Raw genomic sequence first — 16,131 nt, 5'->3', positions numbered from 1 at the left:
ATTTTGATCTCATATCGTGATCTGTAGTGGATTTGAGAGCAAGCAGCAACCGCAGCGTGAAGCAATGCTGCAGCAAATCGGCGCACCAGGTGGCTCGGCCCGCCGACTAGGGCAAAGAATGTTGTCCAGAGCACTCCGCATGAGCGGCTCTGGGGCTAAACCGCAGCCCCGACCTGATAGAGCTCGACCTTGGTTCCGTCCGGATCGGCGATGTAGATCGTCAAGCCATAAGGCCCATCATGCAGCTCATTGTAGTAGTGCACGCCGGCCTTTTTCAGCTTGGCGTCTAGCGCACGCACATCATTGACCTCAAAGGCGATATGGTCGAGCTGGCGATGGTCTGCAACCTTGCCGTTGATGAGAGCTATGCCTTGGTGGAAGGCAACGAAGGGCCGTCCGTCAGCCAGCGGCTTGGCCGGCCTGATTGTGAATCCCAGTTGACGGGTATAGAAGTCGACCGACCTGTCGATGTCATTCACCATGATCAATTGGTGACCATAGTTGGTAACCCTCGGCTTCACCTGGTCAGCGATCCAGTCGAGAACGTCGGCCGACGGTGCGATCTCGCAAAAATACTGCTTCCACACCTGCTTGGCCGTGGCTTCCCAATCCGCATTGACGCCGGACACGCAGTCCTCGACGGCGATTACATCGAGATCGCGGAGATAGGCTTCGCGGATGCTCGTCTCGACGCAGGCGTTGGTGGTTGCCCCGGTGATGAACAGGTGCTGTGTCCCCAGCATCTTCAGCATCATCTCGAGCCTGGTCTCGTAGAACGCACCGAAGCGGTGCTTGCGGATCACGAAGGAAGGATTGAACTCGGCCAGCGGCTTGAGCTCGTCGATGATCTCCTCGTCCCAGCTGCCGGCGAGTGCGGACACCTGTTTGCGCCGGGCGGTATGGCCGAGCAGTTTCTTCTTGGCGCGATTCCTGTCGACGGCAAAATGCTCCTGCATTGTCCAGATGACGGGAATATCGGCGTCCTGGCACCGCTTGATCAGTCTTGCCAGCGGCGAGACGATCGAGGACAGGCGCTTTGTATCCACTCCGGAAATGCCCAGCGTTCCCTTCTCGTGGATGAAGGCATTCTGGAGATCGATGACCAGCAGGGCCGACTTGCGATAATCGAGGGCTTCCAGGCTCATTTCTTGTCCTCCGCCATGTCGATACCGAGCACGCCGGCGCGGCCCCAGCTGTCTTTTGGCGTTTCGTGGATCACCACATGCAAATGATCAGGCTTGCAGGCGGCCTCCTCGACCATTGCCTTGGTGATAGCCTTTACAAGTCGGCGCTTCTGTTCGACTGTGCGGCCTTCCCACATTTCGACGACGACAAACGGCATCAGAAATCTCCTCCTTTTTGAGTGGGCAGAGCGCCGGATGCCCAAGTGGGCGCGACAGCCGCGAAGCCCGTAACCAGATCGTTCCTTGCCCGATCGACACCGCTGAGCAGCCACAGGGGACGGTTGGCATAGTTGATCAAAACTTGCTCCTCCATGCACGCGCGGTGGGCGGAATGCTGCGGATCTCGATCGAAATGACTAGTGCCTGGCATCAGCCGGATGACATAGATCGGTTCCGACGGATCGAGCATCTCGAGCACATTCGTTCCGATCTCGTTCAGCCCGACAGCCCTCGGCAGAGGGTCAGCCTGGCCAACGGGCAACAAGACAATCGCCCCCGCCAGTGGCGTAACCGGCCAATACCGACCTTCGCGCCCTTCGCGCAGAAAGTCGGCATAGCTGCGCACTTCCGCGAATAGCTCGCTGTCCCACAGGATGATGTCAGGCCCCAAGATGTCGCGCGCTCCACCAACGACACCCTGGCTCTCGCAAAGACCCAGAAAGACCCAGGGATCGGTCAAGCCGATCGCATGTCCCCATGGATTGTGGATTCCGGACAATCTCTCCTGGCGGAGCGTGGCCTTGCGCGCCACGATACCGGCGACAGCTTCACTCACCGACATTGGAGCGGGCATGAGCGACTCTCGGCCCGCCAACTCCAGTCGGTGGAAGTCCGCGCCACTCATGACGGCAGGGTCACGCATCGACCGCGACCATAGTGGTTGTCGGCGACGGAACCGTTTTCATAGACAACGTCACCGCGCGCAACGGTCATCACCGGCCAACCCTTGAGCGTCCATCCCTCGTAGATGCAGGTACCCTTGCCGGTGTGCTTGACCGTGCGCTGCTCGTCGAGATCGACCAGCACAAGGTCCGCGTCGAAGCCGACATCGATATGGCCCTTCCGCGGCCAGAGCCCGAAGCGTCGCGCAGGGTTGAAAGAGTTGAGCTCGACAAGCCGGGTCAACGGCAAACCGCGCTGATGGACGCCGAAATGAAGCATCAGCGACAGCTCCCAGGGAAAGCTCACCACACCCGGAAATTCGGTCCAAAGATCCTCCAGCTTCTTGGGCAGAAACGGCACGTGGTCGGTCCCAAGGCTGTAGACCGAACCGTTCATGACGCCGTGCCAAAGACCCTCGAGTTCGTTCCGGTCGCGCAACGGCGGCGATATCTTCGCACGCATGTCGAGATCTTCGTCGTAGCACGTGCGGGTGAGGTAATGAGGACAGGTCTCGACCGTCACGCGGACGCCACGCGCCTGGGCCTCGGCGGCGAGTATCGGACCCATGCCGACGGAGGTGTGGACCAGATGAAGCGAGCAGCCGGTCTTCTCGGCAAGGAAGAGCATGCGACGGATGGTTTCCACCTCGCAGAAGGCCGGGCGGGATTCCGTGTATGCGCCGAGATCCTGACGGCCGGTGGCCGCGATCTCCTTTTTGATCCAGGATGCTATCTGGGTGTTCTCGCAGTGAACGTTGATCACCCCGCCGGGAACCTTCGACAAGATGCGCATCGCAGCATAGACCCAGCCGTCGGTCGCCGGCACGATGCCGATCGGATTGTCCGGCTCGTAGCCGAAATAGCATTTGAAGGATTTGACGCCGGTCTTGGCGATGACTTCCGGAATCTCGGCGATATGTTCCTCGCGCTGGATCCCGAAATGAAAGCCGAAGTCGATCACCGAGTTTTCCTCGCCGATCGCTTTGCGCTCCGCGTAGAACGGCAGATAGGACTCCTTCAGATTGCGGATATAGAGAAGCGCTGTCGTCACGCCGCCGGAGGCCGCAGCCGCCGTTTCGGTGCGCATATCCTCGGCAAAGGGAAACTTCACGCCCAGATGGCAGTGCGGGTCGATCAAGCCCGGCATCAACACCCGCCCCTCGGCGTCGATGGTGCGCTTGGCCTCCGGAAGGACTTCGTCAGCCCCGGTCAGGACGATCTTGCCGTCCTTCACCGCGACGCCGCCGTGGAATTCTCCGTCGTGGCGAACCACTCGCGCGTTCTTTATGACCAGATCCGCCTTCATTGTCCTTGCTCCAGTATTGCTTCTATGCGCCGGCTGATGCCTGTCCACTGGCTGCGGCCGACGGTGATCGGTGCACGCGCGCCCATGCCGCGCGCCCAGACAACCTTCAGTCCAAGTTCGGCGGCGGCGTCCCGGTCGATCGTTCCGGGAGGCGCCGCGACATCGACCAGCAGCGCGTGTTTGGGTAGCAAAGCCAGCTGATCGCGCTCGAGCAATCGCTTTGGAACGCTGCCAATGACGATGTCCATGCGATGCAGAACTGCCGGCAATTGTTCGAGCGTCAGCGCCTCTGCACCGGTCGCATAGGCAGCTGCACGCTGAACCGGGTTGCGCGCCGCGACGTGGACATGAGCCCCGAGGCCAACCAACGTCTTCGTAAGAAGCGAGCCGATGGTGCCTTGGCCAACCAGGCAAACGTTGGACTTGTGGATGGTGATCTGCGTGTTTTCAATGATCACCTTCAATACACCCTCGACGATCGCTGGCCCCCGCAGCAGCATGAGATCGACGTCCCATTCGTACTCGTGCAGTGCGATGCCGAGCGCTTTGCAATGGGTCTTTAGATTGTCGCCCGCCCAACCGAGTATGATGTTGCCGGGGCGCCTCATGCCGGCCAACATCTCGCGCGTCGGAATGATCTTTTGCGGACACTTTGGCGCGAAGAGTGCGCCCTCCGCGCTGATACCCGGAATCGGAAACAGCGCTATGTCGGCACCCTTCAATGCGTCGGCTGCATCGGCAGCATGATAGACACCTTCGATGCCCCCGTCAGGCCATGGAAAGCCGTAGGCTCGAACGGCGGCTCCAGCCCGCACGGCACAGCGAGCGATCTCCTGTTCACGTGCGTCGCCAGCTACGATTGCGATGACCATATTCTGCCAACTCATGGGGCCCTTACCTTCTCAATGAGCTGATCCCTGGACATGCCGGTGATGCCCATTGCTTCTGCGGTCCGGCCACCGATCCGATAGTCGGTTCCGACTGCGGCCTGCGCCAGGCGATAGAGCGACGTCGCGACGGGCACGTTGACGTCGGCGATCCGTGCAAACTCCAGGAAGGGTAGCAGGCCGTGACCGAAATCCTCTTTGTAATACCGATACTCGAGCGAATCCGGTCCCTTGATACGGCGATTGGCCTCGCCGCCCGCAATTGCGGCGCGGTAATCGGTGACGTCAATCACGTCAGCCTCCACCGTGCCGAGCAGCTTCATCTCTTCAATCAAATTCGGCAATTCATGCCCGAATGCCCGGGCGACCGCCAAGCGCTCGTCGTCCAATTGCCGCATGACCCGGGCGACCCCGGGCGTCATGGCGTCGACATAGAAAGTGAAGTTGCCGCCGGTCGCCTCGACCCACGCGGCTCCCAGCACCGCGCCGGGGGGATGCAGGACCATGTTCACGTTGGAGAGGTCGGAGGCGATCACGTCACGAACCGGCGTAATACCGGGGTACAATTTCGACGCAACCTCCAGCGCCTCCGCTCCTCCCTTGAGAGCGGCGGCCTTCAGTTGTTTTGCGCGGCCACTAATGGTGACCCCGTCGGGACGGTATTTGCGCGCGACGTATGTAAGGGTCGAGAACTCAACCACCGGAGGCACTGCCCGCCCGGTGCGGGAATAGGCCTCGGCGAATTCCAGTGCTCCTCCGGTGTGACCGGGGTTGAGCACGACCGGTTTGCTCCACGGCCAGCCGGCCCCGGCGAGAGCATTGGCTATGGCCGAGTGCGAGAAGGTCGGCAGCACGACGACCGCCACATCCACTCCGAAAATGGCCGACTTGAGATCTGTCGTAATCAGAGTAGGCTTTGCGACTCCTTCGCCAAGCTTACCATCGAATGCAACGCCGCCAAGCTTGATGTGCGGCTCAAGCGTTTCGGCCGAACGCGCCCAGAAATGAACGGAGTGGCCCGCGAGAACCAATTCTGCGACCGAGGCCGCGCCCCCCGCTCCTCCTCCGAGTACTGCAACCTTCATTCTTTTCTCCGCAGATCGAAGCGCAAACCGCGCCCGCCAACGCAAATATTTGATCACAGTTTATGATCACAAGCGCGATTGTCAAGCGAGAGAATTGCTGACGCCGCATGGACTCAAACCAGACGGGCTACGTTGCCAGTCGGAGCCATTCCGTGATGCTGGGCCCAAATTCGCCGGCAAGGCATTCGGCAACCGTCTCCGCTGTTGCGGCCGAAAGGGTCCAGCCCAGGTGGCCGTGGCCAGTGTTGTAGAAGACGCCCGGCATCCTGCCCCTACCGACACGCGGCATCATGTTCGGCATCATCGGACGCAAGCCGGCCCATGGCACAACGCGGTTGGTGTCGACAGACGGGAACAGCGCTCGCGTCCAATCAACCAGCGGCTTGATCCGATCTTGGCGTATGTCGCGGTTCATGCCGTTGAACTCTGCCGTTCCGGCGACGCGAAAGCGCGCAGCGCCCAATCGACTGGTAACGACCTTGGCGCCATCATCGAGCAGGCTGACCCAAGGCGCCGCTTTCTGACTCCGCTCGTCGTCGAGGTGCACGGTGATCGAATAGCCCTTGACAGGGTAAACGTTGAGCCGGTCGCCGAGCATCGCCGCGAGGTTGCGGCTTGCGGAACCGGCGCATATGACGACACTGTCGGCATCGATCTCATCGACACGAGCGCCGCCTGAAGGCTCGTCACGCGCATACTGGATGCGGAAAATTTCGTCCCGAGCGATCTGCCTCACAGTGGCGTCAAAGACGAAACGCACGCCACGTCTCTCGCATGCCTTGGCGAGACCGCAAACGAACTTGTGGATGTCTCCGGTGGAATCCGACGGGGTATAGAAACCTCCGAAGAAGTCGCCGTGCAGCGTCGGCTCGATCGACTTCACCTCTGCGGCCGTCACTGGACGACGGTCCAAGCCCCCCTCCACGAGAATGGCATTGACCTTCAGCGCGTTTTGGAAACTCTGCTTATCCCGATAGAAGTGAAGGATGCCGCGACGCTCGTGGTCGAAGTCGATGTCCTCGCGCTCGGCAATGGCGAAGAGATGCTTGCGTGCGGCGATGGCGAGCCGTGTCGTCTCAACCGTGTTGTCGCGATAATTCTTGATGTTGAAGATGAATTCGCCAAGCCAGGAATATTTGTGCCAGGTCGGCGCTGGATTCATGAGGAGCGGTGCATCGCGCCTCAACATCCACCTCACTCCCTTGAAGACGGTCGACCAGCTATTCCAGACCTCCGCATTGCTTGCGGAAAGTTGGCCGCCATTGGCGAACGATGTCTCCATGCCCGCGTAGCGCTGACGCTCGATCACCGTAACGGTATAGCCGCGGTTGAGAAGGGCATAGGCGGTGGTGACGCCGGTGATACCGGCGCCGATGACGACAACATGTGGCATTTCGCTCTCCGCGATCGAAGTTGGGAGCGGGCCGAGGCCCGCGGTTTGTCCCCAATCTGTCGCTGTACCTGAGAGATTAACCGCCACGGCTCGGCCGGTACGGTGGTCCCCTTCGGTGGACACTCGAAGTGCCACTCTCCAGATCGTTCAGCTGCATGGTCCCTTTTGCCTGAGAGTTTCCTGGGGGTTGCTCCTTCGGCGCCGGCCAACACCGTCACGACGGCGACCGATCTCTCCCATGCAGCCTATTGAACGCGATAGGTTCTTCTCTCCTGCGCCTCCGCAGCTAGAGCCGGCTCGTCAATTGCCGACGTCGTAAAGAGTCGTGGTCGTCTCGACCGCTTCGTCATGCAGACCAGCGCGCTCGACCGCCGCAGCAGCCAGTTGCCGGGCTTTGCGCCGAATCTGCGGCTCGTCAACCCCCTGCACCTTGCCGTCGACATATGACGCCTTCCCATCGACCCAAGTCTGCACGATCGAAGCGGTCGATGCAGAGAATACCAAAGCTTGCAGTGGATCGTAGAACGGCGTCCATTCGACGTGGTCCAGGTCGAAGAGGACGAAATCGGCCTTCTTGCCGATTTCCAGCGAACCGATCTCGTCGTCCCACATCAACGCCTTCGCACCTTCGATGGTCGCGGCGCGTAGTGCTTGTCGTGCAGTGAATATGTCCGGTTGCAAGCGGGCGTCCTTGAACATACCGGCGACGAGCAGCATTTGCCGCATCAGGTTCATGTTGCCGGCCGCCGACACGCCATCGGTGCCGAGGCCGACTTTAACGCCGGCCTTCACCATCTCCGGATATTTGCCGATCGCGGTTGCACCCTTCCCCAACTTGAATGACGAGCACGGGCAGAAGGCGACGCTGGCGCCACGCTCGGCGAGCAGACGGACCTCTTCGTCGGAAACGGCCGCGCCGTGAGCGATGACTAGGTTCTTTCCTATGCCTCCGGCCCGATCGATACGCGTGATGGGCCAGCAGCCATATTTTTTCTCGCAAACCCTCGCCTCCTCGATCGAGGTGGCGAGATGATAGGTCGTGCCGACGCCCAACCTCTCAGCCAGTTTCACCGCTCCAACGTGGAGTTCGAGGCTACACGGTTCCTTGCCTTCGATATTGACCCAGCAACGCGCACGGCCGTCGAGGGCGCCGTTGTAGCGGACCACACAATCCTCGAGCACCTTGAGTGCGGCCTCGGCGTTCGGGAAGAAATGATGATCCACCATTTCCTGGGTCCATCCGCGGGGGAGCTCGGGCGGTGGATTGTCGGCCGCGTGCCGCCCGGTGATGCCGCGAATGCCGACGTTTTCCATCGCGCGAACGACGATGCCGGGATCGTATTGCGATCCCATGTCGAGAAAACATGTGGTGCCACAACGCAGCATCTCGGTGATGCCCAGCAGCGCACCCCAATATTCGTCTTCTTCGGTGATGTGAGCGTAAAAGGGCTTAGCCCAGTGGAACACCCAGGCCCGGGTGTTGAGATTGTCCGGGAAGACTGCGCGCGACAGCGTCTCCGAAAGATGAACGTGGCTGTCGACGAAGCCCGGGCAGACACCGAGCATCTTGCCATCGATCACCTTGTCGAAAGTGACGCTTTTTTGCCGCGCGGCCACGTCATCGGCCGGACCGATATCCGAGATGCGGTCGTTCTCGACCACGAGACTGGCGTTGCGCACGACCGTGTCGTTCTTGTCGACCGTGAAGGCGAAGTTCAAGTCCTTGATCAGCGTGCGCATGCCTCTTCACCCAATACTCTGCCATCACGACCGCCCCACCTGACTGCCGCGCCATAACGCCGGGCAGTTTCGTGCGACCTTTAACCAAGCGAACAGCTCCTCCCCGCTTGGAGCCTCCGTCAAGCGACGGCGGCCCTGCGCACGGCCCCGCTTTTCCTGGCCGTACCCACGGGAATCAACCGGTCGGTGTCGGCATAGTCGGAAAGCAGTTCCGACCCATTGGCGGTCACCAGCAGCATATCCTTGTTCTGCATGCCGAAGCCATGGCCGGTGTCATAGCAAAGCGGCTCGAAACCAAGCACCATGTTCGCCTCGAGCGGCGCGTCGGTGCCCGGCTTGCCCAGCACTGGCGTCAGTCCAAGGTAGGGATCTTCGTGCAGGTGCAGGCCAATACCGTGGCCCACGAACGAGATCGGCGGCAGATCTAGCTTGGCGAGCTTCGCAATGAACGCATCGTAGATATTGCGACAGCTCGCGCCCGGCTTCACTTTCTCCATGATTTCGTATTTGCATTCGACCAAATGCGCCCAGATCTTCTCGGCCATGGGCGGTGCCTCGCCGACGATCGCGGTTCGGCAGACGCCAGCCTGATACCCGTCGATGACGGAGAATATCTCCACACGGCAGACGTCCCCCCGCTTCAAGACGCGCTCCGACGGGCCGACGTTGGGCAAGACGCTACGCTCGCCGGTCGCCACGATCATCAGCTTGAAGTGATCGGCGCCGAGAGCATAGACATTGCGGGTCAGGTGGCCGGCGATGTCCATTTCGGAATTGCCCTCGTCGACCACAGAGAGAGTATCGGTAATGGCCTGGTCGGCAATACGGGAAAGCTTGCGCAAAAGCGCAATCTCCTCCGAGGTCTTGATTTGGCGAAGTCGCGCCAGGATCGGCTCGGCACGCTCGAACTTTGCGGCCGGCATGGCCGCGAGCAGCCGGGCAAAATCCCCCGCCGGCAGGTAGTCCATTTCGAGTCCAATGCGAGCCTGAGCAAGTCCGAGCCCCGCGAGTTGATCGGCGAGCACAAGCATGGGATCGTCTGAGAATTCCGCCCAGATGCGCGTCGGCACGTCCGGCTGGCGACGCTTGATCGTCGATGCCTCCATATCGACGCCGAACAATGCCGAGCGGCCGTCGGCAGTGACGATGGTCATTGCATGGCGGTGACGGATGAGTGGTTGCGAGGGGACCACGAACCCCGCAGTATACGAAAAATTTTCAGGCGAAGAGCAGATGATGGCATCCAGCCCATGCTGAGACATTGACTTGACTTGTTTCGCGACGATTTCCGCCCGCATGACCGCTCCTGTTTTTCCAACTTCTTTGCTGCGCGCCTAATCTCGCACGCGGTACTTTTCGATCTTCGTCTGGTCGACCTCGATACCCATTCCCGGTCCGGATGGCACGACGATTGCGCCATCTGCGACCTTCATGGGTTCTACGAGCAGATCGTCCTTGTAGTAGATGCCGGCAACCTGACCGTGCTGGAACTCCGCCGGCGTCGAAATCGGAATGACGCAGGACAGGGTCACGGAGGGTGAGGCTGCGGCGAGTTGGACGTTGGCGAGATTCCCGATCCCGGTCTCGATCGACCCGTTGACGTTACAGATGATGCCGGCCGCCCGGCACACCGCCCCGACCTCCATGGCTTTGTAGAGACCACCAGCCTTTGTCGTGTAGATGGACACGATTTGGATGCCGCCGGACCGAACGATCTGGATCGAATCATGCGCATTCCAGGCCGACTCGTCGGCCATGACGGGTGCGTCGATGCGGCGACCAACCTCGGCAATGCGCTCGATGCCCATGACGGGCTGCTCGACATATTTCAGTCGATTCTTCTCCATCCGACGAACGACTTGAACGGCCTCGCCGGGCGTCTTGTAGCCTTCGTTGGCGTCCACGCAGATTTCGACGGCATTGCCGGCGACTTCGCGAACGGCATCGACCATCGCAACGTCGCGATCCGGATCGACCCCGATCTTCACCTTGATGGTTCGCACCCCCTCCTGGACCAGCTTTGCGACCTCAACGCGGGCCTCTTCGATCGAGATCAAGCCGATCGAATGGGTAACGGGCACACGATCGCGCGCTTTGCCGCCGAGCAGGGTACTGACGGGAACATCGAGCCAACGACCGGCAAGGTCATAGGCGGCGAACTCGACGGCAGCCTTGGAATAGGGGTAGCCCCTGATGACCGCGTCCATTCGTGCATGCAGTTCGGCGATATTACCGAGCTCGACGCCGACAATCGCGGGAGCCAGATACGTGTCGATCACGACACGCGTGATCAAAGCGGATTCGCCGAAATACCGACCGAACTCGCCACCCCAGTCCTTGAGAGCTGGCGCTTCGCCCCAACCAACGCGACCGTCGCTGTCGGTCATCTTGACGATGACGTATCGGCCGATCACCTCGGTCAGACCTGCCCATTTGTGCTCGCGCCGCGTCGGCAATTGGACAATCAACGTTTCGACGGATTTGATCGTGGGCAAATGGGCCTGCCTTATTTCGTTTGGGTTTCGCGCTCAGTTTGCTATGGTCGAAACCAAGATCATCTATCGTGATCACACTTTATGATCATAATGCGGGCCGGTCAAGTGTCGTAGCGCGGCATCGCGGATTGCGCGGGTGCTGAAGACCCGCGGGTCAGAGGAGGAAAAATTGACGATCGTCGAAGCAACAAACTACTTCGCCAAGCAGGGTCAGGCGCCGGTAGTGCTCCAACAGCGCCGCCAGGCAAGCGGCATCCGGCGCGGACTCGGCCTGGAGCCCGGCGAAATCCTTGTCTTGCGTGAGGGAAATGGGCCTGACGTCAGGTGGGAATGTAGATTTGCTACGCGCGCAGCATACGAGGCGGATATGGCAGCTCGAGCCGGCTCTGAGGCGTTTAGCCAAGCCCGCCAGATGATGCATACGCTGGTTGAACGGTTCGAGCGACACGTCTATGAAGTCGACGACAGCCGCTAGGATGCCGGGGATCCACGCGCCTCAGCGTTAGCGAGGATGCAGAGCCCATTGGCGGATCTCGATCTCCCCTCCTTGGCATTGTGAAGGGCCGCTCAATCGGCGAACTATCGGAGATGCCGATAGCTTGCATTGAAAATGCTGATTTTTAAAACGGCTCTAATGGTGAGAGTTTCCTCCGACAGCCGTCCGATAGAACGGAGCAAAGAGGAGCCAATGTCATTCATCCAGAACACTTGGTACGCCGCAGCATGGTCGCGTGAAATCACACGCAGCTTGCTGTCACGAACCATCGCCAACGAGAGCATTGTCTTCTACCGCAAGGAAGCCGGAGATGTCGCCGCGCTTACTGATCGGTGCCCGCATCGCTTTGTCCCGCTTCACCTCGGGAAGCTCAAAGGCGACATCGTCGAGTGCGCCTACCACGGACTGTGCTTCGATCCGAGCGGCGCATGTACCCTCAATCCACATGGCGATGGCGCGATCCCGAGGGCAGCCAAAGTCAAGAGCTACAAGGTCGTGGAGAAACATGACGTCGCGTGGGTTTGGCTTGGAGACGCAAGCAAGGCCGACGAGTCCTTGATCGCGGACTTCAGTGTTCTGACAAACCCGAAGTTTCGCACGGTCAGTAGCTACCTCCACGTCCAGGCAAATTATCAGCTGGTTTCTGACAACCTGCTCGATTTGAGCCATGGGCAGTACCTTCATCCGATGTTCAAGAATGCGGAGGGGCCGCCCAAATTCGAGGCCGAAAAGGAACCGCAACCCAATGAGGTCTGGGCGAAATTCTCGCGTCCTAATCAACTGCCGAACAAGTATTTTCAGATGCTGGGGTTTCCAGGGGACCAGCGTGGCGACCATCGCAACTTCATGCGTTGGAACGCTCCCTCGCTCCTTCTGCTTGACGTCGGCATGACGGGCGTCAACAAGCCGGTGGAAGAAGGCCTTTCAATTCCAACGTCTCACCTGCTCACTCCGGAAACAGAAACGTCGACACATTACTTCTGGGCTATGTCGCGCGATTTCCGCCAGGATGAAGATGACCTCAGCCAAGAATTGCTAAAGGCCGGCGTGGCTCTCTTCGACGACGAAGACAAGCCGGTCATCGAGGCTCAGCAGCGCATGGTGAACACCCAGGACTTGATGTCGCTCAAGCCCGTTCTTCTACAGACCGACGGCCCGGCGGTCAGGGCACGGCGGATCGTGGAGGCTCAGCTCAAAGCCGAGCAGTCGTAAGGCATAGCGTTTGACACCTGATCGCCAGACAACGGGCGACGAGTTTCTCAAGCTACTCAGCAAGCAAGGTCGATCGTTTCCGCTGGCAGACCGGGCGTCTGCCCCTCCCTGACTTGGCCGCCGCATCAGATCGGCGGCTTTTTTTTGCAGCGCGCAGCGCGAGAACCAGCTGACTCTGGCAAGGGCGGGCCATGCGGGCGTCTGTTACAGTCGATCTGACACCTCCCTATCAGTGCCCACGCGCCATGCGCGTCTGCCAGATCGGCCGGTCGTCCAAGGGTACGACGGCGCAGGCGGATCGACTCGAACGCGCGACCCGGACTCGGCTAGACGTCGAGAATCAGTTCCTCGGACAAAGACCGAGAACAACAAATTGCGATCCTGTCGTTCATTTGTTTCTCGGCGTCGGTCTGAAAGGAATCCCTGTGCTCAGGTCGTCCCACGAGGACTCTCGTAAGGCACGTTCCACATATTCCCTGTTCGCAGGAAAGCTCGACGCTAATTCCATTCTCCTCGAGGACCGATGCGATCGATTTGTCACCGGGCACAACAAGTCGTTGGCCGCTTCGTGAGGCCACAACCGTGAACGACGTCCCGCCCTTTACGTCGCCGGCGGAGAAGCTTTCGGTGTGAATCCTCTCCTCGAGGCAGCCAGCCCTTCTCGCAGCGGAGACGGCAAAGTCTATGAAACCTCTCGGTCCACATATGTAGATGCTCGTGCTGGGGCACACTCCGTTGAGATCCAGCTCCGGCTGAAATCGCTGCTCCGCCGGCCCGTCGTCAACGTGGAGCCGAAATCGCCAAGCGAACGGCGAGGCCGAGATTTCATCGACGAAAGGTGCACGATCCCGGGTCCGAACGCACAGGTGGAAGTCGAAATCGTTGCCGATCGCCTGAAGCCGATAGGCCATCGAGAGCAGCGGAGTGATTCCGATTCCCCCTGCGAGGAGGATCGCGCGCCCGCCATCCTCAACAAGCCCGAAATTGTTGCGCGGACGTCCTATCTCAACGATCATTCCCTCGCGAAAGGTCTCGTGAATCGCCCTGGATCCCCCTCTTGAGCCCGGGTCGTTGAGTATTGCAAGTCTGTAATAGCCTGACTGGGAGGGGTCATTGCAAACAGAGTACTGCCGAACGATCTTGTCGGAGACATGGACATCAACATGCGATCCGGCAGAAGCAGGCGGGAGTTCATTCGACGTTGCGGATTCGAGCTCGATGCTCACTATGTCGCAAGCAACGTAATGGACCTTGCGAATCCTCACTTCCATCGTAAGTTCTGGATCGACCATCGTTCCAATCCGACGCATGCCATGAGCGACTGGGCCGCCATCGCCGCAATCACCGCCTAAGGGCTGGATGTTATTCAATTCCAGAACAACGCGGAAATCGGTTTCCTGGAGCCCAACTATCGGCCCGATCGATAGTACACCCGAAGCACCGCGGAGATACTCCGCTCGCTGCCTTCAGCGAGCCTATGCGCCTCGAATGCTGGCAACGAGGCGTTCAACGTCGACAAGCAGGCCTGCAGACTGCTTACTGAGTTCTTCGGCCGAACGGGACACGAGTTGCGCTGCTGCGCCGGTTTCGCCTGCCATTCGATTGACGCGAACGATGTTATCCGAGACCTGGTTGGTGCCGCGCGCCGCTTCCTGTATGTTGCGCGCGATCTGGCCAGTCGCAAGGCCCTGCTGCTGAATTGCCGCGGCGATCGCCACCGTGATCTCGTTGATCGAGACGATCGTGCTACCGATACCCTCGATGGCCTCGACGGCCTCCGTGGTCGCGACTTGCATGGCTTCTATCTGCGCGGAGATTGCCTCAGTCGCCTTGGCTGTTTGGCCTGCGAGCGACTTCACCTCGTTGGCCACCACCGCGAAGCCGCTACCAGCGTCTCCAGCACGCGCGGCCTCAATAGTTGCGTTGAGAGCCAGAAGATCAGTCTGACCGGCAATATTGGTGATCAATTTCACGACATCCCCGATCTTCTGGGCCGCGGACGACAACCCATGCACAACCTCGTTCGTGCGTTTGGCTTCATCCATGGCCTTTGAAGCAATCGTGGTCGATTGATCCACCTGGCGACCGATCTCATGAACGGATGCGGAAAGCTGCTCCGTTGCGGCAGCGACTGTCTGCACATTGGCGGAGGTTTGCTCTGCGGTTGCCGCGACAGTCGTCGCCTGTTCGGTCGCCTCCTCCGATGACGTCGACATGCGCTGCGACGTGATATGCATTTCGCGCGCGGCCTTGGCGAGCGTATCCAGCGATCTCCTGACCTCGCTTTCGAATTCATCGGCCGTCTTGGTGATGAACTGCCTCTTCTCAGCTTCGCTCTGCTGCCTCAACTCATCCTGAGCGTGACGCAAACGAATGGTCTCGGTCATGCTCTCCTTGAAAACCTGGACGGATCTGGCCATTGCGCCAATTTCGTCTTTTCTGTCCTGAGCGGGAATTGTCACCTCGGTCCACCCGCTCGAGAGCTCGAGCATCGCCGTCGTCATCGCCGCGATGGGGTTGGCCACGTTACGGCTAATCAGGAGAGATACTCCGGGCACGAGCAAGAGGATGAAGAAGACGATCCCTCCCAGGCGGCGCGCTTCTGTCCAGAAGATCTGATCGATATCGTCGATATAAAGGGCGCTGGTCAGAACCCATCCGTATATTGGAACTTCAGTGGCATAAGTGAGGGTCTGCACCGGCTCGCTGCCGCCGGGGCGCGGGAAGCTGAAAGTAACGAAACCGCCGCCGCGGGCAGCGGCTGCGACCGCATCACGAAAGAAGTAGACGCCATTTGCATCTTTCGTTTGCGTCATATCTTTGCCCTCGACAGCCTGCTTGGGATGCACTTCGAGGATGCCTTCTTTGGTCGCGGCGTAGAAGGCGTTGTCCTTGTCGTAACGCAGCATGCGAAGCAGCGCTCTCGCTCGTTCACGCGCGTCCAGTTCTGACAGGCCGGTTTTGCGCCCGGCTTGGTAGTCGGCTTCGATCGCGGTGCGAGCGAGCAGGACGAGCTCCTTCACCTTCGCTTTTCTATCCGCGAGCAACGTATTCTTCAGGGTCGATAGGCCGATGCCGGCGGTGCCGACCATCCCGAGAATTGACAACAAGACGACGATCAAGAGCTTGGTGGAAATGCGAAGAGATCCGAACATGTAACCATTCTTCCCGCGCTGGCAGACCTGAGAGCCCATGCGTTCAGGAGTTCGCAGTCGATGTGGCATACCGCACGATCATTCGCGCCTGTCCTAGAGGACACTGACGCTCGCACGGCCTCTGCGAGCAAAACATTTGCTCTTCTCCGGCACCCGACCATGCACCTGCGTAGGTGAAGGCGGACCTGGGTGGACACATCCAAGGACGAAATCCACGACGACCCACAGCGCTTCGCCTCGCCCACGACAGTCACGCCATGCCGGTCGGCTCGAAGAGACGGCGGGACCACAACAGAA

General features: G+C 59.9%; 14 protein-coding genes and 1 riboswitch. Of the genes, 2 read left to right on the top strand and 12 right to left on the bottom strand.

Going from position 1 to position 16,131, the window contains the following annotated elements; translation table 11 throughout:
- Nucleotides 1–155 precede the first annotated feature (155 nt).
- The 10 genes from A3M7_RS0113890 to A3M7_RS0113845 all read right to left on the bottom strand — a co-directional run bounded on the left by A3M7_RS0113890 (nucleotide 156) and on the right by A3M7_RS0113845 (nucleotide 10,971).
- Nucleotides 156–1,145 carry an isochorismatase family protein gene (locus A3M7_RS0113890; RefSeq protein ID WP_027544488.1) on the bottom strand — a complete coding sequence of 330 codons (990 nt, stop codon included), beginning with the start codon at nucleotides 1,143–1,145 and terminating at the stop codon, nucleotides 156–158.
- On the bottom strand, nucleotides 1,142–1,342 hold the full coding sequence (locus A3M7_RS0113885) for a 2-hydroxymuconate tautomerase (protein WP_027544487.1): 201 nt from the start codon (nucleotides 1,340–1,342) through the stop codon (nucleotides 1,142–1,144). The genes A3M7_RS0113890 and A3M7_RS0113885 overlap by 4 nt, the downstream gene beginning before the upstream one ends.
- On the bottom strand, nucleotides 1,342–1,977 hold the full coding sequence (locus A3M7_RS0113880; protein ID WP_245284239.1) for a resolvase: 636 nt from the start codon (nucleotides 1,975–1,977) through the stop codon (nucleotides 1,342–1,344). The genes A3M7_RS0113885 and A3M7_RS0113880 overlap by 1 nt, the downstream gene beginning before the upstream one ends.
- A 47-nt stretch (nucleotides 1,978–2,024) precedes the next feature.
- Nucleotides 2,025–3,371, bottom strand: a complete 1,347-nt coding sequence (locus A3M7_RS0113875) for a dihydroorotase family protein (protein ID WP_027544485.1) — start codon at nucleotides 3,369–3,371, stop codon at nucleotides 2,025–2,027.
- Entirely contained in the window at nucleotides 3,368–4,258 is an 891-nt protein-coding gene (locus tag A3M7_RS0113870) for a dipicolinate synthase subunit DpsA (protein WP_027544484.1), read from the bottom strand. The genes A3M7_RS0113875 and A3M7_RS0113870 overlap by 4 nt, the downstream gene beginning before the upstream one ends.
- A complete protein-coding gene (locus A3M7_RS0113865) occupies nucleotides 4,255–5,343 on the bottom strand; it encodes an NAD/NADP octopine/nopaline dehydrogenase family protein (protein WP_027544483.1) in 1,089 nt (362 codons plus the stop codon). The genes A3M7_RS0113870 and A3M7_RS0113865 overlap by 4 nt, the downstream gene beginning before the upstream one ends.
- A 127-nt stretch (nucleotides 5,344–5,470) precedes the next feature.
- The gene (locus A3M7_RS0113860; protein ID WP_027544482.1) at nucleotides 5,471–6,736 is read right to left on the bottom strand and encodes a D-amino acid dehydrogenase; all 1,266 of its coding nucleotides are present in this window, start codon (nucleotides 6,734–6,736) and stop codon (nucleotides 5,471–5,473) included.
- 146 nt (nucleotides 6,737–6,882) lie between these two features.
- A riboswitch (glycine riboswitch) is annotated at nucleotides 6,883–6,985 on the bottom strand.
- Nucleotides 6,986–7,036: 51 nt separating this feature from the next.
- Nucleotides 7,037–8,476, bottom strand: a complete 1,440-nt coding sequence (locus A3M7_RS0113855; RefSeq protein ID WP_027544481.1) for an amidohydrolase family protein — start codon at nucleotides 8,474–8,476, stop codon at nucleotides 7,037–7,039.
- A 119-nt stretch (nucleotides 8,477–8,595) separates the two neighbouring features.
- On the bottom strand, nucleotides 8,596–9,774 hold the full coding sequence (locus A3M7_RS0113850) for a Xaa-Pro peptidase family protein (protein ID WP_027544480.1): 1,179 nt from the start codon (nucleotides 9,772–9,774) through the stop codon (nucleotides 8,596–8,598).
- A 36-nt stretch (nucleotides 9,775–9,810) separates the two neighbouring features.
- Nucleotides 9,811–10,971 carry a mandelate racemase/muconate lactonizing enzyme family protein gene (locus tag A3M7_RS0113845; RefSeq protein ID WP_027544479.1) on the bottom strand — a complete coding sequence of 387 codons (1,161 nt, stop codon included), beginning with the start codon at nucleotides 10,969–10,971 and terminating at the stop codon, nucleotides 9,811–9,813.
- Nucleotides 10,972–11,107: 136 nt separating this feature from the next.
- Between A3M7_RS0113845 and A3M7_RS44080 the strand changes: the two genes are divergently transcribed.
- The gene (locus tag A3M7_RS44080; protein WP_245284238.1) at nucleotides 11,108–11,446 is read left to right on the top strand and encodes a hypothetical protein; all 339 of its coding nucleotides are present in this window, start codon (nucleotides 11,108–11,110) and stop codon (nucleotides 11,444–11,446) included.
- A 213-nt stretch (nucleotides 11,447–11,659) separates the two neighbouring features.
- Nucleotides 11,660–12,679 (top strand): aromatic ring-hydroxylating dioxygenase subunit alpha, encoded by a 1,020-nt coding sequence (locus A3M7_RS0113835; protein ID WP_027544478.1) that lies wholly within the window; start codon nucleotides 11,660–11,662, stop codon nucleotides 12,677–12,679.
- A gap of 326 nt (nucleotides 12,680–13,005) precedes the next feature.
- Here the strand turns inward: A3M7_RS0113835 and A3M7_RS0113830 are convergent, their stop codons facing one another.
- Nucleotides 13,006–13,971 carry a PDR/VanB family oxidoreductase gene (locus tag A3M7_RS0113830; RefSeq protein ID WP_027544477.1) on the bottom strand — a complete coding sequence of 322 codons (966 nt, stop codon included), beginning with the start codon at nucleotides 13,969–13,971 and terminating at the stop codon, nucleotides 13,006–13,008.
- Between the two features lie 183 nt (nucleotides 13,972–14,154).
- Nucleotides 14,155–15,834: a methyl-accepting chemotaxis protein gene (locus tag A3M7_RS0113825; RefSeq protein WP_027544476.1), complete on the bottom strand. Its 1,680-nt coding sequence runs from the start codon at nucleotides 15,832–15,834 to the stop codon at nucleotides 14,155–14,157.
- Nucleotides 15,835–16,131: the final 297 nt, after the last annotated feature.

The sequence above is a fragment of the Bradyrhizobium sp. WSM2254 genome (assembly GCF_000472645.1).
GTDB lineage: Bacteria > Pseudomonadota > Alphaproteobacteria > Rhizobiales > Xanthobacteraceae > Bradyrhizobium > Bradyrhizobium niftali.
This window is presented reverse-complemented; position numbering and strand designations above follow the sequence as displayed.